Source organism: Streptomyces sp. NPDC001153 (assembly GCF_053598315.1).
This window is the reverse complement of sequence record NZ_JBSFJZ010000035.1, coordinates 48,873-73,468: the sequence shown is the minus strand read 5'-3', so window position 1 is coordinate 73,468 and position 24,596 is coordinate 48,873. Positions and strand designations below refer to the sequence as shown.

Annotated in this window: 25 protein-coding genes and 4 pseudogenes; 12 read left to right on the top strand and 17 right to left on the bottom strand. The window is 68.8% G+C overall.

What is annotated here, in order from left to right; translation table 11 throughout:
- Positions 1 to 7: 7 nt before the first annotated feature.
- From ACWDEN_RS33330 to ACWDEN_RS33305, 6 genes are all read right to left on the bottom strand, one after another.
- A complete protein-coding gene (locus ACWDEN_RS33330) occupies positions 8 to 1,018 on the bottom strand; it encodes a hypothetical protein (protein ID WP_450861561.1) in 1,011 nt (336 codons plus the stop codon).
- A 16-nt stretch (positions 1,019 to 1,034) separates the two neighbouring features.
- A complete protein-coding gene (locus ACWDEN_RS33325) occupies positions 1,035 to 1,568 on the bottom strand; it encodes a hypothetical protein (protein ID WP_351617020.1) in 534 nt (177 codons plus the stop codon).
- 337 nt (positions 1,569 to 1,905) lie between these two features.
- Positions 1,906 to 2,925 carry an aldose epimerase family protein gene (locus ACWDEN_RS33320; RefSeq protein WP_450861559.1) on the bottom strand — a complete coding sequence of 340 codons (1,020 nt, stop codon included), beginning with the start codon at positions 2,923 to 2,925 and terminating at the stop codon, positions 1,906 to 1,908.
- A 17-nt stretch (positions 2,926 to 2,942) separates the two neighbouring features.
- Complete coding sequence (locus ACWDEN_RS33315) at positions 2,943 to 3,725, bottom strand: ATP-binding cassette domain-containing protein (RefSeq protein ID WP_351617015.1); 783 nt, start codon at positions 3,723 to 3,725, stop codon at positions 2,943 to 2,945.
- Positions 3,722 to 4,756: an ABC transporter permease gene (locus ACWDEN_RS33310; protein WP_067041074.1), complete on the bottom strand. Its 1,035-nt coding sequence runs from the start codon at positions 4,754 to 4,756 to the stop codon at positions 3,722 to 3,724. Before ACWDEN_RS33310 ends, ACWDEN_RS33315 begins: the two co-directional genes overlap by 4 nt.
- A 165-nt stretch (positions 4,757 to 4,921) precedes the next feature.
- The gene (locus tag ACWDEN_RS33305) at positions 4,922 to 6,046 is read right to left on the bottom strand and encodes a substrate-binding domain-containing protein (protein WP_351619305.1); all 1,125 of its coding nucleotides are present in this window, start codon (positions 6,044 to 6,046) and stop codon (positions 4,922 to 4,924) included.
- A 149-nt stretch (positions 6,047 to 6,195) separates the two neighbouring features.
- Between ACWDEN_RS33305 and ACWDEN_RS33300 the strand changes: the two genes are divergently transcribed.
- Together ACWDEN_RS33300 and ACWDEN_RS33295 are read left to right on the top strand one after the other, a co-directional pair.
- Positions 6,196 to 7,254, top strand: coding sequence for a LacI family DNA-binding transcriptional regulator (locus ACWDEN_RS33300; RefSeq protein ID WP_450861556.1), 1,059 nt, complete (start codon positions 6,196 to 6,198; stop codon positions 7,252 to 7,254).
- Complete coding sequence (locus ACWDEN_RS33295; protein WP_450861554.1) at positions 7,247 to 8,320, top strand: carbohydrate kinase family protein; 1,074 nt, start codon at positions 7,247 to 7,249, stop codon at positions 8,318 to 8,320. Before ACWDEN_RS33300 ends, ACWDEN_RS33295 begins: the two co-directional genes overlap by 8 nt.
- Positions 8,321 to 8,585: 265 nt before the next feature.
- On the opposite strand, the gene ACWDEN_RS33290 is transcribed toward ACWDEN_RS33295, so the two are convergent.
- Positions 8,586 to 8,714, bottom strand: coding sequence for a hypothetical protein (locus tag ACWDEN_RS33290; protein WP_450861552.1), 129 nt, complete (start codon positions 8,712 to 8,714; stop codon positions 8,586 to 8,588).
- Entirely contained in the window at positions 8,711 to 9,160 is a 450-nt protein-coding gene (locus tag ACWDEN_RS33285) for an IPT/TIG domain-containing protein (protein ID WP_450861550.1), read from the bottom strand. Before ACWDEN_RS33285 ends, ACWDEN_RS33290 begins: the two co-directional genes overlap by 4 nt.
- A gap of 471 nt (positions 9,161 to 9,631) precedes the next feature.
- Between ACWDEN_RS33285 and ACWDEN_RS33280 the strand changes: the two are divergent.
- From ACWDEN_RS33280 to ACWDEN_RS33265, 4 genes and pseudogenes are all read left to right on the top strand, one after another.
- Positions 9,632 to 9,826 (top strand): annotated as a pseudogene (locus ACWDEN_RS33280) (ACT domain-containing protein); the annotation flags it as partial.
- A 184-nt stretch (positions 9,827 to 10,010) separates the two neighbouring features.
- Complete coding sequence (locus ACWDEN_RS33275) at positions 10,011 to 11,162, top strand: hypothetical protein (protein ID WP_450861548.1); 1,152 nt, start codon at positions 10,011 to 10,013, stop codon at positions 11,160 to 11,162.
- Positions 11,163 to 11,293: 131 nt separating this feature from the next.
- The gene (locus ACWDEN_RS33270; protein WP_450861546.1) at positions 11,294 to 11,491 is read left to right on the top strand and encodes a hypothetical protein; all 198 of its coding nucleotides are present in this window, start codon (positions 11,294 to 11,296) and stop codon (positions 11,489 to 11,491) included.
- Positions 11,488 to 11,739, top strand: coding sequence for a hypothetical protein (locus tag ACWDEN_RS33265; protein WP_450861545.1), 252 nt, complete (start codon positions 11,488 to 11,490; stop codon positions 11,737 to 11,739). The genes ACWDEN_RS33270 and ACWDEN_RS33265 overlap by 4 nt, the downstream gene beginning before the upstream one ends.
- A gap of 314 nt (positions 11,740 to 12,053) precedes the next feature.
- Here ACWDEN_RS33265 and ACWDEN_RS33260 read toward each other — a convergent pair whose 3' ends face one another.
- The 3 genes and pseudogenes from ACWDEN_RS33260 to ACWDEN_RS33250 all read right to left on the bottom strand — a co-directional run bounded on the left by ACWDEN_RS33260 (position 12,054) and on the right by ACWDEN_RS33250 (position 13,842).
- On the bottom strand, positions 12,054 to 12,521 hold the full coding sequence (locus ACWDEN_RS33260; RefSeq protein ID WP_450861543.1) for an SUKH-3 domain-containing protein: 468 nt from the start codon (positions 12,519 to 12,521) through the stop codon (positions 12,054 to 12,056).
- A 137-nt stretch (positions 12,522 to 12,658) separates the two neighbouring features.
- Positions 12,659 to 12,904 (bottom strand): annotated as a pseudogene (locus ACWDEN_RS33255) (alpha/beta fold hydrolase); the annotation flags it as partial.
- A gap of 23 nt (positions 12,905 to 12,927) precedes the next feature.
- Positions 12,928 to 13,842, bottom strand: a complete 915-nt coding sequence (locus tag ACWDEN_RS33250; protein ID WP_450861541.1) for an NADP-dependent oxidoreductase — start codon at positions 13,840 to 13,842, stop codon at positions 12,928 to 12,930.
- A gap of 807 nt (positions 13,843 to 14,649) precedes the next feature.
- On the opposite strand from ACWDEN_RS33250, the gene ACWDEN_RS33245 reads away from it, so the two are divergent.
- Entirely contained in the window at positions 14,650 to 15,027 is a 378-nt protein-coding gene (locus tag ACWDEN_RS33245; RefSeq protein ID WP_351622955.1) for a hypothetical protein, read from the top strand.
- A gap of 1,057 nt (positions 15,028 to 16,084) precedes the next feature.
- Positions 16,085 to 16,330 carry a hypothetical protein gene (locus ACWDEN_RS33240; protein ID WP_450861539.1) on the top strand — a complete coding sequence of 82 codons (246 nt, stop codon included), beginning with the start codon at positions 16,085 to 16,087 and terminating at the stop codon, positions 16,328 to 16,330.
- A gap of 116 nt (positions 16,331 to 16,446) precedes the next feature.
- Here ACWDEN_RS33240 and ACWDEN_RS33235 read toward each other — a convergent pair whose 3' ends face one another.
- Positions 16,447 to 17,142, bottom strand: a complete 696-nt coding sequence (locus ACWDEN_RS33235) for an NADPH-dependent F420 reductase (protein WP_450861537.1) — start codon at positions 17,140 to 17,142, stop codon at positions 16,447 to 16,449.
- A 73-nt stretch (positions 17,143 to 17,215) separates the two neighbouring features.
- Between ACWDEN_RS33235 and ACWDEN_RS33230 the strand changes: the two genes are divergently transcribed.
- Entirely contained in the window at positions 17,216 to 17,596 is a 381-nt protein-coding gene (locus ACWDEN_RS33230; protein WP_450861535.1) for a winged helix-turn-helix transcriptional regulator, read from the top strand.
- Between the two features lie 5 nt (positions 17,597 to 17,601).
- On the opposite strand, the pseudogene ACWDEN_RS33225 reads toward ACWDEN_RS33230, so the two are convergent.
- A pseudogene (locus tag ACWDEN_RS33225) lies at positions 17,602 to 17,784 on the bottom strand (transposase); the annotation flags it as partial.
- Positions 17,785 to 17,930: 146 nt separating this feature from the next.
- Here ACWDEN_RS33225 and ACWDEN_RS33220 point away from each other — a divergent pair.
- Complete coding sequence (locus ACWDEN_RS33220) at positions 17,931 to 18,116, top strand: hypothetical protein (RefSeq protein ID WP_450861533.1); 186 nt, start codon at positions 17,931 to 17,933, stop codon at positions 18,114 to 18,116.
- A gap of 502 nt (positions 18,117 to 18,618) precedes the next feature.
- On the opposite strand, the gene ACWDEN_RS33215 is transcribed toward ACWDEN_RS33220, so the two are convergent.
- Positions 18,619 to 19,002, bottom strand: a complete 384-nt coding sequence (locus ACWDEN_RS33215; RefSeq protein ID WP_351622944.1) for a transposase — start codon at positions 19,000 to 19,002, stop codon at positions 18,619 to 18,621.
- Positions 19,003 to 19,708: 706 nt separating this feature from the next.
- Here ACWDEN_RS33215 and ACWDEN_RS33210 point away from each other — a divergent pair.
- Both ACWDEN_RS33210 and ACWDEN_RS33205 read left to right on the top strand, forming a co-directional pair.
- Complete coding sequence (locus tag ACWDEN_RS33210; RefSeq protein WP_351622941.1) at positions 19,709 to 20,218, top strand: hypothetical protein; 510 nt, start codon at positions 19,709 to 19,711, stop codon at positions 20,216 to 20,218.
- A gap of 178 nt (positions 20,219 to 20,396) precedes the next feature.
- Positions 20,397 to 21,569: pseudogene (locus ACWDEN_RS33205) on the top strand (putative Ig domain-containing protein); the annotation flags it as partial.
- An 80-nt stretch (positions 21,570 to 21,649) separates the two neighbouring features.
- Here ACWDEN_RS33205 and ACWDEN_RS33200 read toward each other — a convergent pair.
- The 3 genes from ACWDEN_RS33200 to ACWDEN_RS33190 form a co-directional block, all read right to left on the bottom strand.
- A complete protein-coding gene (locus tag ACWDEN_RS33200) occupies positions 21,650 to 22,042 on the bottom strand; it encodes an SCO5389 family protein (protein WP_450861530.1) in 393 nt (130 codons plus the stop codon).
- 46 nt (positions 22,043 to 22,088) lie between these two features.
- Positions 22,089 to 23,048, bottom strand: coding sequence for an ATP-binding protein (locus tag ACWDEN_RS33195; protein ID WP_351619793.1), 960 nt, complete (start codon positions 23,046 to 23,048; stop codon positions 22,089 to 22,091).
- A 265-nt stretch (positions 23,049 to 23,313) separates the two neighbouring features.
- On the bottom strand, positions 23,314 to 24,582 hold the full coding sequence (locus ACWDEN_RS33190; RefSeq protein WP_351619796.1) for a S53 family peptidase: 1,269 nt from the start codon (positions 24,580 to 24,582) through the stop codon (positions 23,314 to 23,316).
- Positions 24,583 to 24,596: the final 14 nt, after the last annotated feature.

Genomic DNA, 24,596 nt, shown 5'->3' with positions numbered 1-24,596 from the left:
GGCATCGCTACGAGACGAGGTTGCGCCAGAAATTCCGCAGGCTGTCGTCGGCGCCGAAGAGCGTGCTGAAGATCGTCGAGTCGGCCAGCAGCACATCGGCCGCGCGGTCACCGCCCGGGGGCATCCACAGGAACATGTTGAACTCGCTGTTCCCCTCGTCGGTGAACGGATGGGGCCGGGAAGTGTCGATCGGCTGCCGGGCCAGCACATGGATGGCCTTCGGCTCATCACTGGTCACCGCATAGTGCGGCAGGTGCATGTGGAAGTTGAAGTTCGTGACCCCGTTCAGCCACCCCTTCTCGTCCAGATCCCTGACGGTCGACAAAGGAGCGATCCGGTTGCCCTCACCGGTGGCGGGACGCAGCCCGTACCGGTTGATGACCGGCACGCCCAGGCCCTTCATCACGTCCCTGACGTAGGTGGCGAACCGTTGCTGGCGCGGCACCAGGGGATCGCCGTGGTGGCGGTACTCCACCTCCCGCACGGACAGATCGTCCGACGCGCCCACGTCGTGGTGGGGCCCCAGAACCAGGCGGGCTTCCTCCCGGGCGAGGAAGGCCCGCAGCGCCCCTATCTCCCCCGGCTCGGCTTCCTGCCTGGTGATCATGTGGTCCAGTCCGAAGACGAACAGCACGTCTGTGTCGTCGAGCACCCGCTCATCCAGCGGGGTATGGAATCCGGCCTGGTCAATGCGTTGGTAGACCGGGACGGGATGCCCCGTCACCTCCTCGACGAAGTCCTGGAACGGCACCCAGGCCCAGAAGAACAGCTCCAGCGAGCCCGCGATGCCCTGCTGGAACCGATAGGGGTCCGACCACTTCGGGTCCTCGTACGCAGGCCACGCCACCCGGCGCACCTCCGTCAGGGTGGAGAACCGGTTGTCCAGCTCGGCCGCGTTCCGGCCCGCCTCGGCCGGATAGCTCCACGACACGTAGACGCTCACACGCCGCCCGGTCGGCGTGTACTTCCTCGGAACGTGCCGCTGGTTGTAGACCCGCGCTGTTCTGGTCTCGCTCATCGCCCAGCTCCCAGCCTCACTGCATCTGGTCGAGCATCTCCGACAGAGCGCTCTTGATCCGCAACGCCTTCTTGATCTCGTCCGCCGTCACGTACGGATACTCCCCGTACTCGATGAAGCTCGGACAGTGGTGCTCACGGACGAACCTGACGAACGCCTCCGGATTGGTCCGCCAGTCCTCCGGGAACCCCTCCAGATGCTCGAACGCCGTGCTCACGCCCGCCTTCGAGAACAGCGCGATGGCGTCCTCGGTGTACTTGTCGAAGTCGGTGTCGAAGATCCCCTGGTACATGAAGCGGGTGTCGTCGTCGAAGAGCACCCAGCGCAGGTAGTGCAGCTTCAACGGCGCCAGAAGGTACGGATCCTGTTCCAGCGCCTCGGCCAGCGCGTAGCCGTACTGGCGCATCGCATCGGCGTGACCGGGCTTGACCCGCGCGACGATGGTGAACCCGTAGCACGCCGGAGTCCTGGGGAAAACGGGCCCGTACTTCCCCTGTTCGAGATGATCCGTCTCCTTGGGGAGGACGACCGCCCGAGGCTTGATCTCCATGTCCGCTCCTCGCGCCATCCAGTGGCCGGGACGGATCCATTCTGCCGCCCGATCACGGGACGCGCCCGCTGGCAGCAGGTGATCGGGCCCTGTGCGGCGGCGGTCGGTCTTCGCGCGGAACCGCTGCTCAGCCGGGCTCTTCTGCGTGAGCGATGCGTGAGCGAACACTGCGACACGGGCCGTCACGAGCCGCACCGGGCATCACGGCACACCTGCTTTGACCAGGTGGTTCCGGAAAGCGAAGCAGCATCCGGAACCACCCGGCAAGCCTTGGCCAGGACTCTTGATCCATTGGTTGTGGGTTCGAGTCCAACAAGGCTTACCGGCGGGCCCCAGCTCAGCCTTGGGTTCCCGAAGCCCCGTACACGACCCCGAAGCTGAACTCCCTTCGCTGACCGGGTTCCAGGGCAAGGGCGGTGGCGTGTTCGGTGCGGTTGAAGGCGTTGGTCATCGTCTCGACGGGTTCGAGTGCGATGGAGGCGCGCCGGTCGCGGGCCAGGGTGTCTCCGGTGAAGACGTGCATGTTCCCGCTGTACTGCCAGACCCGCAGTTCCTCGCCGGTCGGGGGGGTGGTCAGTACTGTCTCGATCCGGCCGCCAGGGCCGGGAGTCAGGTCCGCGAAGCAGGCATCGATGACCGCGTCGCCGAGTCGTTTCGGCATCCGGAAGTCCATCTCGGGGCACTGGTCGAGAGGGAGCAGGGCGGCGTCGCCCGCCAGTGGGATGAGGGAGGCGTCGGTGCGGATCACGGTGTGCGCGGGGATCTGCAGGACCAGGTCATCGATGGACTGCGACAGAGCGAAGTACGGATGCCAACCCGCCGCGTAGGGGGCGGTGGTGTCGCCCATGTTCGTCGCCCGGATCACCATGCTCAACTCGCGGCCGGTGATGGTGTATTCGGCTTCGAGGTCGAGGGCGAAGGGGTAGCCGGGGTACCGGCCCGGTCTGATACTCGTGGTGCGCAGCAGCAGTCGGGCGGAGTCGGCCGTCGTGGTGGCGTGGACGAGTTCGAACGGTGTCTCGCGGGCGAAGCCGTGGTAGATCGTGCGGTCCCCGTGGCGGCCGGGGAGCAGGTCGTGGTCGTGTCCGTCGTAGCGGTAGCGGCCGTTGGCTACGCGGTTGGTGAAGGGGGCCATCAGGCCGGCGCGTACGCCGTCCTGACAGAGGAGTTCCTTTTCGTCGCGGTAGCCGTCCGTCAACTCCTTCAGCGGGCCGGCCTCTCCGCACCTGACCTGCCAGCTCAGCAGGGTCGCTCCGCGCAGGGCGAGCACGGCGTGTGCCGAACCGTCCGGCGCGGAGACGACGAGGGTGGGTTCGCCGCCGAGGCGGTCCTCGGTGATCCGGTACTCGGCGGTCATGTCCCCTGTGGTTCCCTTCAGCTCGCCTCGGGAGCGAGCTTCTTCGCGCCCGTCATGATGGCCACCGCGTCCTCCATCGAGTGGGACTGCGGGGTGATGACGCCCGCGCAGCCGCCGAGTCGCTGGATGTGGATGCGGTCGGCGACCTCGAAGACGTTGGGCATGTTGTGGCTGATGAGGATGACGCCGAGGCCCTGGTCGCGCAGGTCGCGGACGAGTTTGAGGACCTGTCCGGTCTCGCGGACGCCGAGGGCGGCGGTGGGTTCGTCGAGGATCACCACCCGGCCGCCGAAGGCCGCGGTGCGGGCGACGGCGACGGACTGGCGCTGGCCGCCGGAGAGCGTCTCCACCGCCTGGTTGATGTTCTGCAGGGTGCCGATGCCGAGCCGCTTGATGTGGTCGGCGGCCTGCTTCTTCATCTCGCCGGTGTCGAGCATGCGGAACACTGAGCCGAGGATGCCCTTGCGGCGGATCTCGCGGGCGAGGAAGAGGTTGCTGGCGATGTCCAGGGCAGGGGCCACGGCGAGGGTCTGGTAGACCGTCTCGATACCGGCGTCGCGGGCGTCCTGGGGCCGCTTGAAGTGGACCTCCTTGCCGTCGACGAGGATGCTTCCCTGGTCGGGTACGAGGGCCCCGGACAGGCACTTGATCAGGGTGGACTTGCCGGCGCCGTTGTCGCCGATGACGGCGAGGACCTCGCCGGGGTAGAGGGTGAGGTCGACGTCGTTCAGGCCGACGACCCTGCCGAAGACCTTGACCAGGCCCTTGGCCTCGAGAACGGGGGCGGTGGCGGTCGTCACGACTTCACACTCCGGATCCACTGGTCGACGGAGACAGCCGCGATCACGAGGACGCCGACTGCGAGGACTTGGTAGTTCGGGTCGATGCCGGCCAAGGCGAGGCCGTTGACGAAGACCTGGACGATCAGCGCGCCGATCAGCGAGCCGAAGACCACTCCGCGTCCGCCGAAGAGGCTGGTGCCGCCGATGACGACGGCGGTGATGGACTGCAGGTTGGCGTTCAGGCCGCTGTTGGGGTCGCCGCCGCCGACCCGGCCGACGAGGACCCACGCCGCCACGGCGATGGTGAGCCCGGCCAGCATGTAGGCGCTGAGCAGGACACGGTTGACGGAGATGCCGGCGAGGCGGGCCGCCTCGATGTCGTCGCCGACCGCGTAGAGGTGGCGTCCCCAGGCGGTGTAGCGCAGGGCGTAGCCGACCACCGCGTACAGGGCGATCATGAGCAGCACGCCGTAGGTCAGGTTCAGCTGGCCGAGGGAGACCGTCTGGCCGCTCCACATGAGGATGTTGCCCGGCTGCAGCGAGATGGTCTGGCCCTTGGCGTAGATGAGGGTGATCGCGGTGAAGACGCTGAGGGTGCCGAGCGTGACGATGAAGGGAGGCAGCTTGATCTTGGTCACCAGCAGCCCGTTGACGGCCTGGGCGGCTATCGCGACGACCGCACCGGCCAGCAGGGCGAGCCAACCGGGCCAGTGGCTGTCCGCGACGAGCTTCGACATCAGCAGCGAGGCCAGCACCATGACGGCGCCGATCGACAGGTCGATGCCGGCGGTGAGGATGATGACCGTCTGTCCGACGGCGAGCGAACCGATGACGGCCACTTGCTGGGCCACCAGCGAGAGGTTCTGCAACGCATAGAAGCGTTCGTTCACCAGGGAGAACACCACGGCGGCGAGCACCAGGACGATGGCCGGGCTGAGCGCCGGCTGACGGTGCAGCACCGAGTGGATGCGCTGGCTGAGGGTGGCGGGCCGGTTGAGGAACTCCTCCGCCGGTGCCGGTGCGGCTTGAGGGTCCACGTGAGTGGTCACAGGGGGTCCTTCCGGTGTCTTCCCTGGTACGGGCTCATGGGCTCGTGTGGTGCGGGTGCGGCGCCGGTGCCGTCAGAACGGCTTCCGGTGCCGCACCCGGCTCGGGGCAGTCGCCTGACTCGGGGGCAGTCGCCCGGTCGGGGGCGGTGGCACCCGCTCGGGGCGTCAGCTGCCCCAGCAGGCGGAGGCGGCCTGCGACGGGGACTGCACGGTCAGGCCGCCCAGGGGCTTTGCGGCGGCGAGGGCGGTGCCGGTGTCGTAGAAGGACTTGCCGTTGGTCACGCTGGGCTTGCTGCCGCCACGGGCCAGCTTGGCGATCGAGTCCACGCCGAGGGCCGCCATCTTGCCCGGGTACTGCACCGCGTCGGCGGCGAACTCGCCGCTGGTGAGATTCTTCAGGCCCGCGCAGCTGCCGTCGATCGCGTAGATCGCGACGTTCTTCTCCTTGCCGGCCGCCTTGAGCGCGTTGTACGCGCCCTCGCCCGCGGGCTCGTTGATCGCGTAGACGACGTTGATGTTCGGGTTGGCCGACAGACAGTTCTCCATCGCGGTACGGCCGCCGTCGATGGCGCCCTGGGTCGGCTGGTGGCAGGCGATCGTGTAGCCGCCGCCCTTGCCGCCGGTGTACTTGCCGGACTTGGCTTCCTTGCCGTTCTCGGTCTTGCTGCCCGGGTCGATGCCCATGCCCTCCAGGAAGCCGTGGTCGCGGTTGATGTCCACGGAGACGACCTGGTTGTTGAACAGGTCGAGCATGGCGATGACCGCCGGCTTGCCGTTCAGGGCGGCCGCCGCGTACTGGCCGTCGAGCTTGCCCGCCTGCTCGTTGTCGGTGGCATAGGTGATGTCCGCGGTGCTGGGCGGGTTGGGCGCGGTGTCCAGGGCGATCACGAACAGGCCGGCCTGCTTGGCCCGGTTCAGGGCGGCGTTCACAGCGTCGCCGTTGGTGGTGATGAGGATGCCCTTGTCGCCGCGCGATATGGCGTTGTCGATGGCGGTGATCTGGGTCTGGGTGTCACCGTCGCTGTTGCCCGCCGCCACCGTGAGACTCACGTTGTCCTTGGCCGCCTGGGTCTTGGCGTCCTTCTCCATGCTCACGAAGTACGGGTTGGTGAGCGTCTTCAGAATCAGCGAAACCCCCACCTTGCCGCCGCCCGACGCGGACGACGAGGAGCTCCCGTTCGAAGAACCGCAGGCCACGAGCGTGGCGCCGAGGCAGACGGTGACACCGATCGCTGCCGCCCGGGTACGCCGACCGCGGCGGCTCGGCACCTGGCTGGTGGAGATGTTCATGGCTTGATCCCTTTCGGAGCCGTCTTTTGGCCGACGCTGAGACAACGTTGACTGGGCGAGATACTGGGCCTGTATGGACGAGCCCGTCAAGACGCTGATAGACATGCGCGGGCAACGAGTAGGTAACGCACAACCGGTTGGAGACAACGATGACTCAGGGCGAGGCCGCGCCCCGGTCCACCCGTAGCCGCCCCACCATGCGTGAGGTCGCGGCGCTGGCCGGAGTGGCCATCAAGACCGTCTCGCGCGTGTTCAACGACGTCCCCACCGTCGATCCGGCGATCGTCACCAGGGTCCGCGAGGCTGCCGACAAACTGGGCTACCGCCCCAACCTCACCGCCAGCAGCCTGCGCCGCGGCGACGGCCGCACCGCCACCATCGGCATGCTCGTCGAGGACGCGGCGAACCCCTTCTCCGCCGTCCTGACCCGCACCGTGGAGAACGTCGCCCGGGAACGCGGAGTGCTGGTGCTGGTCGGCAGCCTCGACGAGGATCCGGCCCGCGAACGGGAACTGGCCCAGGCGCTCATCGACCGCCGGGTCGACGGGCTGGTGATCGTTCCTGCGGGGCGCGACCAGAGCTACCTCATCAGCGAGCAGCGCACCGGCACCCGGATGGTCTTCGTCGACCGCGAGGCCGGCCTTCTCGACGCGGACGCCGTCGTCTCCGAGAACCGGCAGGGCGCCATCACCGCCGTCAACCACCTGCTGAAGACCGGCCACCGCCGCATCGCCTACCTCGGCGACCGGGCCTCCATCCCCACCGCAGCCCAGCGCTTCAACGGCTACCGGCACGCCCTGGAAGTCGCGCACATCGAGTACGACGACGACATCGTCCGCCACGTCGGGTCCAGCGAGGAGGCCGCGATCGCCGCGACCGAGCAGGTCCTGGCGCTGCCCGATCCACCGACGGCGCTGTTCACCAGCCAGAACTTCGTGACCGTCGGCGCCGTCCGCGCACTGCGCGCCATGGGCCTGCAGGACACCGTCGCCCAGGTGGGCTTCGACGACTTCCCCCTGGCCGACATCCTCAGCCCGGGCATCTCCGTCATCGCCCAGGACGTCGAGCAGGTGGGCAGGACGGCCGCCGAGATGCTCTTCCGCAGGCTGGACGGCGACGAGTCGCCCACCCGCACCGTCACCGTGCCGACCCGGCTGATCCAGCGGGGCTCCGGCGAGATCCCAGCCGAAGGGCCGTTCCATGACTGAGCCGACGCATGTGCCGAAGCCGTCCCCGATCGTGACCGTGATCGGCGAGGCCCTCATCGATCTGGTCCAACTCGACGCGCCCGGGGACTATCGCGCCCGGCCCGGCGGCAGCCCGTTCAATGTCGCAGTCGGCCTGGCCCGGCTCGGACACCGCACCGCGCTCATGGCCCGCCTGGCCGACAACACCTTCGGCAGGATGCTGCGCACGCATGCCACCGTCGAGGGTGTCGACCTGACCTACGCCCCGGCAGCCGCCGAGCCCACCACGCTCGCCGTGGTTTCCATGGACGCGGAGGGAAGGGCGAGTTACGACTTCTACCTGGACGGCACCGCGGACTGGCAGTGGACCGATACGGAGGCCGCCCGCACCCCGCAGGACACCGCCGTACTGCACTTCGGCTCGGTCGCCTCCTGGACCCCGCCGGCCGCCGAGCACATCCACTCCGTCGTCCAGCGCCTGCGCGCCGAGGGCACGGTACTGATCAGCTACGACCCCAACGTCCGCCCCGCCCTGCTTGGCGACCCGGAGCACGGCAGGGAGGTCGTCGAACGCGGCGTCGGCATCGCCCACCTGGTCAAGGCCAGCCGCGAGGACATCGAGTGGCTCTACCCGGACGCGCCGATCGAGCGGACCGCCGCTCACTGGCTTGAACTGGGCGCACTGCTCGTCGTCATCACCGACGGGCCCGACGGCGCTCACGCCTTCCACGCCGGTGCGGGAAGCCTGAGCAGTCCCGGCCGCAAGGTCGCGGTGGTGGACACCGTCGGCGCGGGCGACGCGTTCACCGCAGGGCTGCTCGGCGCGCTGACCCGCCACGGACTGCACACCCCGCAGACGCTGGCCGCAGCCGACCCGGGCGTGCTGAAGATCGCCATGGACGAAGCGGTCCTCGTCTCCGCGCTGACCTGCGAACGCCTGGGCGCCGACCCGCCCACGGCTCTGCCCCGCCCCCACCTGCCTGCCCAAGCGCCCCTGACGGCGACAGATCTGACCTTCGCCAAGGACACCGACCGGGCGGGCATGCGCAGCCCAACTCCAGAGTCAGTGCGATCCGTCAAGAGCTGACGACCGCGCCGACTGCACGGTTCCGTTGGTGACCGGCTGCCAGGCGTCATGCCGGCGGAGACCAATGCCCGAGCCAAGCAACTGCTCACGTGGTTGTAGACGTTGCCCTTGGGTGTCACTGTGCCGTCGGTGACACCCACCGTGTTGTACGCCGGGCGGAGCGCACAGAGCAGGGTGCGAAACCGAGTCGACACGTAGCTCGGCAGCCTCTCGAGCTCGGCGTCGAAGAACTCTGCACCGAACACGCACGGGGCCGCGCCCGAGGTCAGTCGTATACGTTGAACTCTGCGATCGACCACCAGTTACTCGCGACATTGCCGGTATTGATGACCTTGATGTAGCGAGCTGTCTGCGTCGGGAAGGACACCGCCTGGACGCGTTGGCCGATTGTCATGGAAGAAACCTTGGTCCAGTCAGCATGTTTCCGGGCGCGTCGCCAGCACTTGCGTTTGAAGCCGTTTCGGTCCAACCCGTCCGTGGCAGCGCAGTACCCAGGTCCACGACGTCGACGTCGAACGAGGATCCACCGGCATCGGCTCCGCTGGCGCCATTCACTGAAACCTTGAACGTCCCCAATGAAAGGCCGTTCGGAACGTAGGCATTGATGCTCGTGTCCGACCAGCTCTCGATTTCGGCATAGGCCGATCCGAAACGCACCGTACCCAGCCCCTGAGCGTCACCGAAACCAGATCTGCTGATCGTGAACCTTGAGCGCGGTATGCCTTGCTTCGGCGTCAGACTGCAACCGCCACCTGAATCAGCCGACTTCCAGAGGCACCGGGAGCGCTGGTCGGCACCGGTACGGCACCCCGGCGCGCACGCCGTCACCAGCACGTCCATCACGACCCTTCTCAGGGTCCTGCGGCACCTGGCCAAGGACACCGTCCGCGCTCCCCGGACGGCCGCCGTCACCGAACTCATGGCCTACGTCTCCACGGCCGTCACTGTCGGCCGGCTGCGTGAACCCGACTCGGATATCCCTCTACCGGGCCCTGACTTCGCCGACCGGATCACAGCGCTCTTCGGAGCGGTCGCGAACAGGCCGGACATCTCCGACACCCTCCCTGTCCGCTCCGCCGCCCGGGAACAGGCTCCCGATCCGGACCGCAGACCACCCACACCGTGTCCGCCGTGCGTCAGCACATCCAAGAGCCCGCACAGCGGTGAACATTCCAGCCGACAGGGCACCGTTCCGACAGGACGGCACGACCCCCGCGCTCAGCCCGGGATCTGGTGCCGTCAGCGACCCGTAGCGACGCCTGCTGCTCTCCGCTGTTCCGGGTGTGAGTGGTGTGTGGGGCGGGATCAGGCCCCGGCATCGTGGGCATCATCGGCCGGATCCTCGGTGACGCCGGGATCAACATCGTCGGCATGCAGGTGGCCCGTACCACCGAGGGCGGCGACGCACTGGTCGCACTGACCCTGGACGACTCCATTCCACAGCCGGTGCTGGCCGAGATCGTCGAGGAGGTCTGCGCGACCTCGGCGTGCGCGGTCAACCTGGTGGACCGACCGCCCGGTTCGCCGTATCCGTCGTGGCTCGCCGCCTCACCATGGCGGCGGGCCACGGACTGTGCGCCTGGTGTGTCAGTGTGTCCGGCGGACAACCAACTGTCCTGTTTCTTACGTCTACATGTGCGACGGGCCCCCGGCGGGGAGCCGGAGCCGTCACGACGAGTAGGGGAGCGCAATGGGATGGTCCAGGCGGGTGGCCGCGCTGGTGTCGGGGATCCTGCTGTGTGGCGGTGTCTCGACGGGGATCGCGTTCGCCGCCTCCGGTCCGAAGCTCGACGTGGAGATGTTCGGCAGTGACTGGGCCCGCCCCGGGCAACTCGTGGACCTGTCCCTGGAGGGGGTGCCGCGGGGATCGAAGGCCGTGACCGCCACCTCGTCGGCGTTCTCCGGCCCGGTCGCCTTCAAGTGGTCCGACGACGACGGTCGCTTCGACGCGGTGGTCACGCTGGCCATGTCCGACAAGCCGGGTGTGTATCCGCTCGTCGCGAAGATCGGTGACCGTGCCGTGGCCCGGAACAAGATCCGAGTTCTGCCGTCCATGCGTCCGTCGTTCGAGGTGCGGGCTCTCTACGGCACAGCCGCCCGGCCGGGGGAGCAGATCGACACGGAGTTCGACGACCTGTACCCGGGAGAGACCGGTACCGACTTCACCGTGCGTTCCACCGCACTGGCCGATCCGGTCCGGCTCGTCCACGACAACCGGTACGACCACTACACCCCCCGCCTGTTCACCGGCCAGCCGTACCTCCGCCCGGACGTGAAGGACGGTACGTACGCCTTCGACCTGTACGGACCGGATGGCCGCCGGGTCGCCGAGAAGTCCCTCACGGTACGGGCTGCACGGCCGGGTGACAGCGACTACCTGGGCAAGGCCCGCGGTCCGGTCTTCTCCCCGACGTTCGACCTCGACACCGCCAGCGAGCACGGCTACCGGGTCCGCGCCGGAGGAAGGGTCTACGTGCTGTGGAAGGACACGTATCCGGACCCCGGCGAGGAGAACCGGCTCTCCGCCACCTCCCCGGCGTTCACCAAACCGGTCAACCTTCGGCGCGACGACACCAAGGCCGCGGACGGCGACGACCCGCGCTACTACGCCATGGCCACCGTTCGCACCGGTCTCACGTCCGGCACGTACCCGGTCACCGTGGTCGCGCACCACGGCCGGGTGAAGAGGACCGGCCAGCTGATCGTCACTGGCCGTCCGGTCGCCAAGCACAGCGTCACCGCGGGCCCCGGCACCGGCTGGCTCGGCGCGTCCGGTGGCCTGCTGGTCCTCACCGCCCTCGGTGTGTACGTCGTCCGCAGACGCCGCCACACCACGGCGTAGCGGCCACCGCCCGACGTCCGCCGACCACCGCACAGGACCGTGACCGGCAGCCCCTGGCCGACCCGGGCACGTCGGCCGCGCCCCGGCCTTCGGACCTGGAGCCGGGGGAGTGGGAGATACCCGGTGTCCCGTTGCAGTACGAGCGGGCCGTCCTCGCCGGCGCGGTGCTCCGCGAGAAGCTGCGCACCACCGTCACCGTCGCGCGGGGCCGGGCGTACGACGTCGTCGCGCACCAGCAGCCGGCGATGCCCGAGCAGCTGCTCGGGCCACCGACCCCGAGCACGACGACCAGGAGCCGGAGGCCGAACCTCGGGAGGCGGTCGACATGACGGCGCTGCGGGCCTTGCGGGCGTCCCGCACGGACGTGGAAGCCCTCGACCTCACGGCCGAGCGGCTGCGCCACCTCCGGGCCGCGTTCACCAAGGCGGCTGACGCCTCCCGCGCTCGCACGGACCGCGACGCCGAACAGGACGATGCCGATGGAACGCACCCGGTGCACCCGGTGCGCGAGGACGACCAGCGGGCGCACCGCCCGCAGGAGCCCGGACCGCACCGCGGCCGGGAGGCCGGCCACTGAGCGCACCGATGCCGCGCACCCGATGCCGTGGTGCGCACCGACGATGCCCGGCATCCACTCCACTGCGTGAGCATCCGCCAACCTGAAGTCGCAGGCCAAAGGGCTGGCGTGACCGGTCTGCCCGGCCTCCACACACTCGCCGCTGGTATCGACCGAGCCCGCGACGCTGTCATCGCCGGTCTCACCCTGCCCTGGAATTCGGGTGTCGTAGAGGGCCACGTCAACCGGATCAAGATGCCTAAACGGCAGATGTTCGGCGGTGCCGGATTCCTGCTCCTCCGAAAGCGAGTACCGCTCTACGGGTGACCGACGCGTCAGGACGGCTGTCCCGCTGGCTCGTACCCCTCATCGATTCGGCGAGGAGCCACGCCGAGAACCAAGTTCTCCATGGCGTGAGGCATCGGTCCGAAGCTGGCAACCCAGGTCGCGACGAGATAGATCACGCCCACTTCATCGATGCCCAGGAAGAACCGGCCGTGGTCCAGCTCGCCGAGCGGGTAAAGACGGCGCCCGATCGCTTCGCCCCACTCCGTGAATCGGTCATCCTCGCCCCAGGCCAGCTCGGGGTCCAGCTCGAATGGCGTGCGTGCACAGCTGATCCCTGGTCCGCTGACGTTCACAGTCAAACCGCCGAACTCTTGCAGGAAGGCTTCCGCAGCGTCGTGCATGGAGAGGGCGACCGCTTCGAACATGGATCGCCAGCGGGCCGTGTCTACCTTCCGTCCAGGCGTCCATCCCGACGCCTTCAACACCTCATCTACCTCTGGCGACCAGCTACTCATCTGGGGCCCCGACTCCTCAGCTATGGCTGAGCAGCGATCATCTCAGCGGCCGACGTCACTGAACAGTGTGTGACCGCTTCACGGAAAGCGAGCCAGAACCCGTGTTTCGACAGCACTGGGCGCCGCTGGGGGGTGCGTCAGGTGGGCAAGGCAGCGAGCCAGGCGGTCAGGAGTCGGTTGACCTCGTCGGGCCGTTCTTGCTGGATCCAGTGGCCGCAGCCGTCGAGGAGGTGGGAGGAGACCAGGCTCGGCAGCGTGACCGGGTACTCCTTGATCGCGTAGGCGAGCCATGTCGTGGAAGCGTCCAGGCTGCCGCCGATGAACAGGGACGGCTGGGTGATGGGGGCGCCGTCGAAGGCGGCGAGGTCCTCCCAGTCGTGGTCCTATCGGGCGGTGCCCGGTCGGGTCATGGCAGGGTGAGCACGATCTTCTTACCGCCGGCCCGTCCGGATACCACCCGGGCGAACGCAGCCGGTCCCTCACTCAGCGGCAGGGGTTGCGGTGCGAGTTTCAAGGTTCCCGCGGCGACCTGCTCCGCCATCTGGACCAGCTGCGCGGCGTTGGGCTCGAGGTAGAGGTCCCAACTCGTGATGCCTCGTTCCTGCGGAGGCGCGTCGGAGGTCAGGGAGCACAGTCGGCCGCCGTCCCGCACCAAAGGCAGCGCGGCGTCCGCCGTGCCGGTGGCGATGGTGAGGGCGGCGTCGAACCCGCCGCGTGCCTTGGCCGGCCAGTTCGGGTCGTGGTAGTCGACGACCTCCAGCGCTCCCAGACCGAGCAGGCGCTGTGTGGCGGCAGCAGAGGCGGTCGCGGTCACCTCGATGCCCTTGGCCGCGGCGAGCTGGATGGCCAGGGCGCCGGTGGCCCCGCCTCCGTTGGTGATCAGGAGCCGCTGTCCTCGGCTGAGGTCCAGCTTCTCCAGGGCCTGCCACGCGGTGAGTCCGTTGACCGGCAGCGCCGCCGCGTGCACGGCGTCCAGCCCGGGTGGGCAGGCCGCCGTGTGATCCGCGTTGATCAGAACGCGTTCGGCCCAGAAGCCGCTTCCCCCGGGCAGTGGGGCCTCGTGGGCGAGCACCCGGTCGCCCACGGCAAACCCGGTGACACCCGCGCCGACGGCCAGTACCTTGCCCGCGCCCTCCACTCCCAGTGCCGCCGGGGGGCGCAGTCCCACGTCCCAGCCGGCGCCGTTGAGCAGTTCGTCCCACGGGCCGACACCGGCCGCTTCAACCGCCACCAGGATCTGACCGGGCCCGGGCGATGACGGTTCGGGCAACTCCAGCAGGGCGGCTTCCTTCTCGGCCCCGGATACTCCGCACGCCTTCACAGCAGATCTTTGTCCTCTCACTCAGTCCGGCCGACCAGGAGGTACGAGCCGGAAATCCACAGCAGGCAGCAGTGTCGATCTCGGGATCCCTGCAGAGGTCGCTCGTGGTGTCAGCCGCATTGGTGCCGAGCCTATGCAGCAGTGGTCCGGACATGTGGTCCATTTGAAGAGTGTCTGACTGGGCCAATCGTGGGATAGATCTGCACCTGGACCTTGGGTCGGGTCAGGGCGTACTGCTCATCCGACACGATCCACAGCGACGAACCGGACGCTCCACTCCCGTCTCAGACATGGCGATCAGCGCCCATCCACCTCATTTCCGCATGCCGTGATTCAACTTCAAGACGGCTGCGGAGCCGCGATGTCGGGGTGCGTCAGTGCCGGCGGAGCGGATGCGGTTGGCACGGGTGCGCCGGTCCCCGAGCCTCTGTGCGCCTGGGGGTGGGCGGTAGGCGAACCTCCGGGTGGGGCAGCATGTGCCCAGTTGTCGCTCGTTCGTGAGGGGACGTCATGGGTTCCATCCGCCGCGCCGTGCCGCCGGGGCTGCTCTCCTTCCTGCTGCTGGCAGGTTGTTCATCGGGCTCACACTCCGAGGCGGACACCTCAGGGAAGGGCGGAGCGGCGGCGGGGCCCTCTGAGAATGCCGTACCAGCAGGTACGACGAAGATCCCGGTGGGTGCGGGGCCGCAGACGACGTACACGGTGCAGTAGCAGCAGCCGCCGCCCGCAGGCAGCTGTCACTACTGGTACGAGAAGGGCGAGCCCCTCGAGGACCGGTCGTGCACGCCGGGTGCGATCTCGCCGGCGGTGACGCAGGCGAACTTGACGTCGACGGCCTGCGCCAAGGGCGGCTACACCAAGGGGGTTCGCCCGCCGGCCTCTGTCACCGGCAAGGAGAAAAGGCTCAACGCCGCCTCCTACAGCTACACGGGCAGCCTCAAGGATGCCGAGTACGACCACCTGCTTTCCCTGCAGCTCGGGGGCGACCCCAACGACACCCGCAACTTGTGGGCGGAGCCCGCCGATCCGGGACACAAGCCCGGCGGCGGCATCAACAACAAGAAGGACCCCGTGGAGACGAAGCTGCACACGGCCGTCTGCTCGGGGAAGGTCACCCTGGCGGCTGCGCAGCAGGCCATCGTTACTGACTGGACCACCGCGCTCAGCAGGCTGGGCCTCGGCTGAGGACTCCTGCTTCTGCTTCACGAACGGGGTGCGCGTCGGCCGGCGGTGTGGGACCGTGGGGCTGGCTGGCCCGTCGCTCTCCCCCGTAGCGGCGGGTCCAGTCCTCGTTCAGGGGGCGGCGACTCGCCGACCCGTTCGACTTGTCCGGCCGCTGGACGCTCCGGCTTCCCAGTGCAGGGGGCCGCCGTATCCGCTCACATGCGTGGGTCTGGCAGCCTGCGCACAGCTGAGCTGCCCTAGCATCAAACCCCTTTGCGTGGCAGGTATTTTGGTGAGTTCCACCCGTACGAGGAGGGGCCTCACCTGCGACTAAACCGCAGGGCGGTGTGGCCTACGTCACGAACTGACAATGTGGCCGGCATCTGGCCGACCAACTGCGCGAACTCACCAGCCACTGATCGCACACAGCCGCAGAAGGGAGCCCACCCAGGGCGCCGTCCTCGCCCGGGAAGGCTCCCTTCGCTGTGTCCGCAGAAGGGACCCGCCCGTGACCACACCCACACCGCCCGCCGACCCGCCACCCCGCTCCCGGCGCGGCCCGTGGGCCAGCAGGCAGCGCCGAGCGGCCGCCGGACACTTCCTCCGCGGTCCCGCCTACGGCGCCGGGGTGGCCGCCGCCAGTCTGCTCAGCTACTGGATCGAGAACCATCCCTGGCCCCGCCACTGGGCCGGCCGATACGAGGGCATGGACGGACCGGTATCCGGCCGGCGCCGTTGCCGCGCTGGCACCGACTCATGGCGCGCGGGCCCCAGCCCGGCTGCCGCAGGTGAAGTCGGTCTTGAGCCGGAGCTGGGGCCCGACAGGCTCGGAGACCAGAGCTGAACACCGAGCACATCTACCCAGGCGAGCGTTTCCAGTATGGGTTTGACCGAGAAGGGCGTCACCTGGTGACGGCCTGATGGGCCAGGCTCCTCTCCAAGGGCGAAGCCCGGCCGACTGCGGGCATTACACCGACATGCCCACAGTCGGCCTGCCGATCTTCTACCTGATCACGTCGGTCCTGCTCGTTCGCCAGGGCGGCTGATCGGGCTGCGCGGGCCTTGCAGGACAGTGGGCATGGCGAATGAGACGGCGACGCACGACGAGCGGCTGCGGGACCTGGAGGCGGAGGCGTTCCGCACTGGCCGGACGCAGCTGACGAAGATCCGTGAGCAGCAGCGCACGGCGTTCGGGAACATCGATTCCCTCGCCAACGCCGTCGGCGCGCCGGGAGAGCGGTCGATCACCGACCGTCTGGACACGATTGAACGGGTCCTGTCTGCTCTCGCCCGCGCGCAGGGCGTCGCCCCGGACACTGTCTGAACCAGCTGGTCTTCCTGAGGCTGTGACCCGCGAGCACCTGGTGTGTTCGCGGGCCACAGCCGTATGTGTGCAGGTCAGACGTTTGGGCGCGGTGTTTCCGTGTCCCCGCTCTGCTGCTATGAGAACTCCTGACGGAAAGCCCCCGTGCCGCCTTCCGTTTCCTGGTGGCTCGGTCCGGCCGCGTATGCCAGCGGAGGTGCGATTGCCTGGGCATCCGCTCCCTCGCCGACCCACAGGGCGATGAACAGCGCAGCGGTCGCTTCCAGGAGTCCCGCACGTTCGAGACCGCCGCCGGCCACGGGTTCGCAGCCGACGTCCCGCACCAACTCGCGTACGCGCGCGAGGGCTGTCTCGTCGTCCCCGCAGACCGGTACGGCCAGTGGTCGCCCGTCGAAGACGGGCGGCCGCATGCGCCAGACGTCCTCGTGGCAGAGGTTGAAAGCCTTGACCACGTGGGCTCCTGGCGCCGCCGCGGCCAGTTGCTGCGCGGCTGAGGAGCCTCCTTCCGTCAGCAGCCGGAAGCCCGGCCCGACCGGGTTGGAGCAGTCGATCAGCACCTTGCCCTCCAGAGCCGCGTGCAGGTCCCGAGCCACGTCTGCTCCCGCCCCGAAGGGCAGCGCGGCCAACACCGCCTCACCGAACTCGGCCGCCCCGCGCAGACTGCCAGGCTTCACGCTGCCTCCGACGCGCGTCGCGAGCCGCTCCGCCTTGTGTGCGTCCCGTCCCCCGATGGTCACCTCGTGCCCGGCCCGCACCCAGTGGGTGGCGAGCGCGTCGGCCATGTTGCCAGTTCCCAGTACGCCGATTCTCATCACACGTTCCCTCTCTGTGCCTGCTTCGCCGTTCACACCGACGCTAGAAGGTGGTTCGGGCACCATTTGGTACGTGACGACCGACGCCTTCCTCGCCGACTGCCGTGCCCGCCTCGCCTTCGACCTGCTCTCCAACACCTGGAACGCCGTGGTGCTCTGGGCGCTGCGCGACGGCCCCAGGCGCCCCGTCGAACTACGGGAGCGGATCGGGGGCATCAGCTCCAAGGTCCTCACCGAGACTCTGCGCCGGCTGCAGTTCAACGGACTGGTCGACCGGCTGGCAGACCCCGACGCACCATCACGGGTTGAGTACCAGCTCACCGCTCTGGGCCGGACCTTGCTGGCGCCCATCGACGCCGTCGGCGCCTGGGCCTTCGAATACGGCGATGAGGTTATGGCCGCCCAGGAAGCAGCATGCACTCCTGATCCGCGGTCACCTCGTCCAACTTGCTAGGCGGGTCAACAGTGTGAGCGCAGACGTCGCCGGCAGATGAGTGCACATCCCAGGGCGAGGAAGGCTTCGTGGATGTCGTCGCGGATCTCCCAGCGGATCCGCAGGCGGCGGAACCAGTGCAGGTGGGCGAATGCGCGCTCCACGACCCAGCGTTGGGTACCCAGACCGGAGCCGTGGCCCGTCGCCCTCCGGGATCTTCTGGGCCGGCTGTGACACGGAACTGCTGCGCACAAGCCGCTCGTGGAAGCCACCGACCCGGTACGGGCCGCCGCTGTGCCCGGACTGCGCAGCCCTGGAACGCCATGCGCAGTCCCAGAAATGGCAGCATGCGGGCATGCTGCGGTCCCGGATCGTCGCGGAGGCCCGCGTGCGGGGGCGGGCCAGCCACTGGCGCGCGGCCGCCGAGCTGGTACTGGCCTCCCCACCGCTCACCCAGAACGTCAGGCGCGGCAGCGATGCAGACCGCCAGGAAGGAGTCTGGCGCGGCTGGGAGAACGCCCGGACGATCCGCACCGACTGATCGCCGCCGCCACCAACGACGCCATGGTGAAACTCACGGTCGGCGAAGCCTCGATGCTGGCGTACACCGCGCTGAGGGTTGCCGACTGGACACAGCCCGCACCCGCGACATCGTCGACCCGATCACCCACGAACCGGGACTCGAGCTGCTCACCCGCTTGAATCCCTTCGGCGCTGGTGGTGTGGCGTTCGTAGTCGCGTACCAGGCGGCGGGGGGCGCATCAGCTGGGCGAAGTGGCGCTCGACGATCCACCGCTTGGGCAGCACCACGAAGCCACGCATGTCGTCGCTGCGTTTGACGATCGCCAGGGCCAGGGAGAACGCGGCCAGGCAGTGCTCGACGAGGCTGCCGGTGTAGCCGCCGTCCGCCCAGACGAGGCCAACCGGTGGTGCGCGCCTGCCACTTGCTCAAGCAGCACCCGGGCGGCGGTTCGGTCGCCGAGGTCCGCGGCGGTGACCATCACGCCCAGCAGCAGGCCAAGGGTGTCGACCACGACGTGCCGCTAGCGCCCGTTGACCAGCTTGCCGCCGTCGAAGCCGCGACTGTCCGATCCGACGAAGGCATCAGCCTTGACCGACTGTGAGTCGATCATCGCAGCCGTCGGTTCCGGATCCCGGCCCACCTTCTCGCGGACCTGTCCGCGCAGCCGGTCGTGGAACTCCCTGACCAGGCCATGGTCACGCCAGCGGCGGAAGAATGCATGGACCCGGTCCCACGGCGGAAAGTCCCAGGGCATCGCCCGCCGCTTGATCCCGTTGTCCACGAAATACCGGATCGCATCGAGCATGGCCCGGTGGCAGTACGCCTCCGGCCGGCCGCCCCGGCCACGCAGCCAGCCCGGCACCGGCAGCAGCGGCCGGACCACGGACCACTCCGCGTCCGTCATGTCCGAGGGATACCGCCGAACACGTTCCGGATGACCGGCGGCAGGCCCGACCGGTGAGCGACACAATCACACGTCGGTGCAGCCGAGTTGAGCTCCACCTGCGCGAGCACGTACAACTGCCGCAACAGGGTCTCCCGGATCTCGGTTGGCTTCGCAACCCCCAGCTACCAAGAGGCCCTGTTCTCATGCCCGCGGCCAGCAGCAATCCCTCGACCGAGACTCCCGTTCGACGCGCACCCCTCAAGATCGGAACGACAACAGCTCTCCGCGATCGGCATGTGCTGGACGTAGGTGCCTACGGTGCTGACGCAGGTGGCGGGACCGGGATGAGCGCTTCCTTGTCGGCGGATCAGCGCCCGATAACCAGGGCAATGGGCACCCCAGACAGCCGTGTTACCTTCTCGTGCCGCCTTCTCAGGCTGGTCACAGACTTGATCCAGAAAGAGGCAGAATGCGCCCGTTGCGGTTCCTCACCGCCACCCTTGCCTGCACCGCACTCACCGCACTCGCGACGGGGTGCGGGTCCCATACCGCGGCCTCCGCCACAGTGGGTGGTACCCCCGCGGCGCCCTCAACCGCGCCGACCTCGCAGCTCACCGGTCTCACCGCCCAGCAGATCTCCGACAAGGCGGAGAATGCACTGAAGCATGCCTCGTCGCTGACCATAACCCTCGAATCGAAGGGAAACGGCAAAACGAGCGGCACCATGAGGATGGACCGGGTGGGCCACTGCGACAACCGGCTGAGCATGGGCGCCCAGGGAAGCTTCCACATGACCAAGTCGGACGGGCAGGTCCTGATGCAGCCCGACCAGGCCATGATCACAGCAATGGGCGTCCCCGCCGCCGCGAGGAAGCGGCTCGCGGGGAAGTGGCTCGACCTCACATCCTCGGCGGACATGAAGGACCTGGCGAAGTTCTGCGACCTGAACGCCTTCCTCAAGGAGGTAGCGACGGACGACAACGAAACCGACATCGCCAAGTCCGGCACCGCGACGATGGGCGGAGTGCCAACGGTGGTACTGAAGGGCCGTGACACCGACGGCTCGCTGATGTACCTCTACGTGGCAGCGACCGGCACGCCGTATCCGCTGAAGATCGCAAGGCCTACGGGCAAGGACGCCGGCACGGTGCTCTTTTCCCGCTACGACGACCCCGTCACCGTCCAGGCTCCGCCGAAGGACCAGATCATCGGCGTCTCACAGCTGACGAGCTGATATCCGCCGTCACAGGGTCAGGCCTCACGCGTCGTCGACACGAGGTGGACTCCGTGGCCGCGAACGCGAAACACTGCAACAGTAGGGCCTCCTGGGGCTGCTCGTGGCTTCAACAACCTCCGAGCTACCAAGAGGCCCTAATCCGTTGCCAAGGGCGTTCCGAAGGAGCGGTTGGATCTCGGGATGTTCGAGTGCGGACCGCGACACCTCGTGGCTGCCGGGTGGGCAAACGCCTCGCTTTAGACAGCGTGCGCGGTCCTGGTGCTCATTGCGGCGACGTCCAGTGCCGACGAGCGAGGCCGACGTCTCCGCGGTCGCCGACCCGGCCACCGGCGTGGCGGTCTACGACACCTACGGCGGCTCCGGCTGGGCGGTCTACGGCGGCACCAGCGCCAGCTCGCCGATCATCGCCTCCGTCTACGCCCTCGCGGGCACCCCGGGCGCGAGCGACTACCCGGCGAAGTACCCCTACCAGCACACCGGCAACCTGTACGACGTCACCAGCGGCAACAACGGCAGCTGCTCCCCGTCGTACTTCTGCACCGCGGGCACCGGCTACGACGGCCCGACCGGCTGGGGCACCCCGAACGGCACCACCGCCTTCACCGCCGGCTCCACCGGTGGCAACACGGTGACCGTCACCAACCCCGGCAGCCAGTCCACCACCACCGGAAGCTCGGTCAGCCTGCAGATCAAGGCCACCGACAGCGGCGGCGCCTCCCTCACCTACAGCGCCTCCGGACTGCCGACCGGGCTGTCCATCAACAGCTCCACCGGCCTGATCTCCGGTACGGCGTCCACCGCGGGCACCTACCAGGTCACGGTCACCGCCAAGGACTCCACCGGCGCCTCCGGCTCGACCTCCTTCACCTGGACCGTCGGCTCCGGCGGTGGCGGCTGCACCTCCTCCCAGCTGCTGGCCAACCCCGGCTTCGAGTCCGGCAACACCGGCTGGACCGCCACCAGCGGCGTCATCACCAACGACACCGGTGAGGCGGCCCACGGCGGCTCCTACTACGCCTGGCTCGACGGCTACGGCTCCAGCCACACCGACACCCTGTCCCAGTCGGTGACGATCCCGGCCGGCTGCAAGGCCACGCTCACCTTCTACCTGCACATCGACACCTCGGAGACCACCACCAGCACCGCGTACGACAAGCTGACGGTGACCGCCGGTTCGACCACCCTGGCGACGTACTCGAACCTCAACCACAACTCCGGGTACGCGCAGAAGACCTTCGACCTGTCCTCGCTGGCGGGCCAGACGGTCACCCTGAAGTTCAACGGCGTGGAGGACTCCTCGCTGCAGACCAGCTTCGTCGTGGACGACACCGCCCTGACGACCGGCTGACCTTCCGGCACGGCCCCGGGTCCCGCACGCGGAAGCCGTCCGCGTGCGGGACACGCCGTTCAGAGTGGCGGAAGGCGCGTTCAGCAGTCGCGGAACTCCGGCGACTGGTTGAGGATCTGCGCGCGCAGGGAGGTGAAGCGGGTGTGGGTCTCGCGGCCGCGCGCCTCGGGGCGGAAGGCGGCGACGCGGTGGCAGTTCTGGAAGGCGAGAGCGATGCCGAAGTGCCGTTCCAGGCTGCCGCGGATGGCGTCGCTGGACAGGGCGCGCAGGAGCTGTCCGCGCTCCTTCTCGGAGGGCGGCGGGGTCTGGTTGTCGGCGAACTCGGTGGTGCCGGAGTGCAGTTCGTCCGCCAGGCGGGCGATGAGGTCGTAGGCGTACGGCAGGGAGGTGCGGACCGTTTCCACGAAGTCCTGCTCCCGCACCTCGCCGTTCTCGGCCTCGGCGAGCAGCTGCGGGGAGACGTCGAGTGACATGAAGGGCTGTCCTGTTCTGTGGTTCTGTTCTTGAGGCGGTGGGGGGTCAGGCGAGGGCGCCGAGGGCCGCCGGGCCGTGCTGGAAGTCAGGGTCGACCTGGGTGGCGAGGTCCGTGCCGGTCGCCTTGTTGGCCCAGGCGGCGGCGTTGCGCAGGTGGAACTCCACGGCGTGCTTCTGGAAGGCCGCCCAGTCCTTGTGACGGCTGTCCACGGCCGCGCGCAGCAGGTCCAGGGTGCGGATGTTGTGCGGCTCCAGCCCGCCGTGGCCGCGGCCCTGTTCCTGGGCGCGGACATGGGAGGACAGCTCGCAGTGGGCGAGCAGGTCCCCGCCGACGTGCTCCTCGAGGAAGAGCAGGTCGTCCTCGCCGGTGACCTTGTTGCCGACCACGGCGACCGGGATGCCGAACTCGGCCGCGTGGTCGCGGTACTGGCGGTACACGGAGAGGCTCTTGCGGGTCGGCTCGACGACCAGGAAGGTCATGTCGAAGCGGGTGAACAGGCCGGAGGCGAAGGCGTCGGCGCCGGCGGTCATGTCGACGACGACGTACTCGCCGGGGCCGTCCACGAGGTGGTTGAGGTACAGCTCGACCGCACCGAGCTTGGAGTGGTAACAGGCCACTCCCAGGTCGCTCTCCGCGAAGGCGCCGGTGACCATGAGCGGTACGGCGCCGACCTCCTGGACGTGGTGCCCGTGGATCTCGTCGTCGCCGAGCAGCCGCAGCAGCCGGGAGCCGCGTCCGGGCGGGGTCGTCTTGGCCATGGCCTCGAGAGACGGGATCCGCGGGTTGCTGCCCCGCAGGTACTCCTTGATCTCGTTCGTGCGCGCGCTGAGCGGCGGCGCGGCGAAGACCTCGTCCTCGCCGAGACCGAGCGCGTAGGCCAGGTGCTGGTTGATGTCGCCGTCGATCGCGACGACCGGCGCGCCCGAGTGCGCCAGGTGACGGGAGAAGAGGGCCGACAGGGTCGTCTTGCCGCTGCCGCCCTTGCCGACGAAGGCAACGCGCATGGCTAGCCACCCCCTCTATTGAAAATGGATGTCATAAGCATAGGCTGAAGGGGCGGCCGGGTGCTGTCAAATCACCCGAGCGTCAACTCGCCGAGGGCTGCGGCGCGTTGGTGTTCCCCCCGGCGGCAAACGGGGGATCCCCTTCACCCATACGGAGGACACGCGGAGATGAGCGATACCGCAGGCGGCCGTCAAGAAAAGGGCTGGGCCCGCGCCGCAGTGGTGCGACGCGAGCCCAGCCCTTGCCGGTCGGAGGGCGACGCCGTCAGAAGGCGCCGGTGCCGTCGGGTGTGCCGAGACCGGTCGGCCCGTCGTATCCCGGACCCCCGGTGCACAGGTAACCGCCGCCGCAGGAGCCGTTGCTGCCCGAGGTGACGTCGTTGAGCGCCGACCTGTGGCTGTACGGATACGAGCCGTCAACGACCTGAGAGGTGTTTCCGGCCAGGGCGTAGACGCTCGCGATGATCGGCGACGCGACACTGGTGCCACCGACCTCGACCCATCCGTCGGCCCCCTGCGCGAGACCGAGTTGAAGCTCGGTGTCGCACAGCAACGCGCCGCCGCAGCTGTTGTACGTGTCGTAGACCGCCACCCCGGTGGAGGGATCGGCGACCGCGGCCACATCGGCGACGGCACGCCTGGAGCATCCGGAGTCATGCTGCCAGGACGGCTTGGCCTCGTACGCCGAGCAGCCCGAGCCCGCGCCGCTCCAGGCGGTCTCGGTCCAGCCACGCGAGTTGGACGCCTTGCTCAGCGAGGTGCCGCCCACGGCGGTGACGTGCGGGGAGGAGGCCGGCCAGGAGACGCCGTAACCGGAGTCACCCGAACTCGCTGTGATCGCGACGCCGGGGTGGTTGAAGTGCGAGTCGAAGGAGGTGATGGTGTTGTCCTCGGACCCGCCCCAGCTGTTGGAGAGCGAGACGACGCCCGAAGTGGTGGCGGCGGTGTCCTCGGCCGTCATGAGATCCGCGACGTTCGCCGAGTTCGCCTCGACCAGGAGGATGTGGCAGCCGGGGCAGGCCGCCGAGACCATGTCGAGGTCGAGGCTGATCTCCTCGGCCCATCCGTGGTCACCCGAGGGCAGCGGCGATGCCTGGCCCCGCTGATTCACCTTGCGGAAGCAGCCGTTGGCGGTGGTGCACGACGGCAGACCGTAGGCGCTGCGGTAGGCGGCCAGGTCGGACTCGGCGTTCGGGTCGTCCATGGCGTCGACGATGGCCACCGTTCGACCGGATCCCGAGGTACCGCCCAGTTTGTAGGCGGAACGCAGATCGGACGGCGTATACCCCACCGAGGTCGGGGATCCGGTGACGAACGGCGACATGCGGCCCGAGGCGGTGCGGTGGGCCTTCATGACGCCGAAACAGCGGACCTGTCCCGCTTGCGAGGGATGGAAGCAGCCGAAGCCCGTCGTCCCCGCGGAGGCGGACGCGCGCGGGGCGGATGAGACGGCGGCGGCCTGGGCACCGGTGGCCAGGCCGATGGTGAGGGCGGTGACGGCGAAGGTGAGCACGGCGGTGAGGGCAGCTGCCATCCGCCGCACCCGCC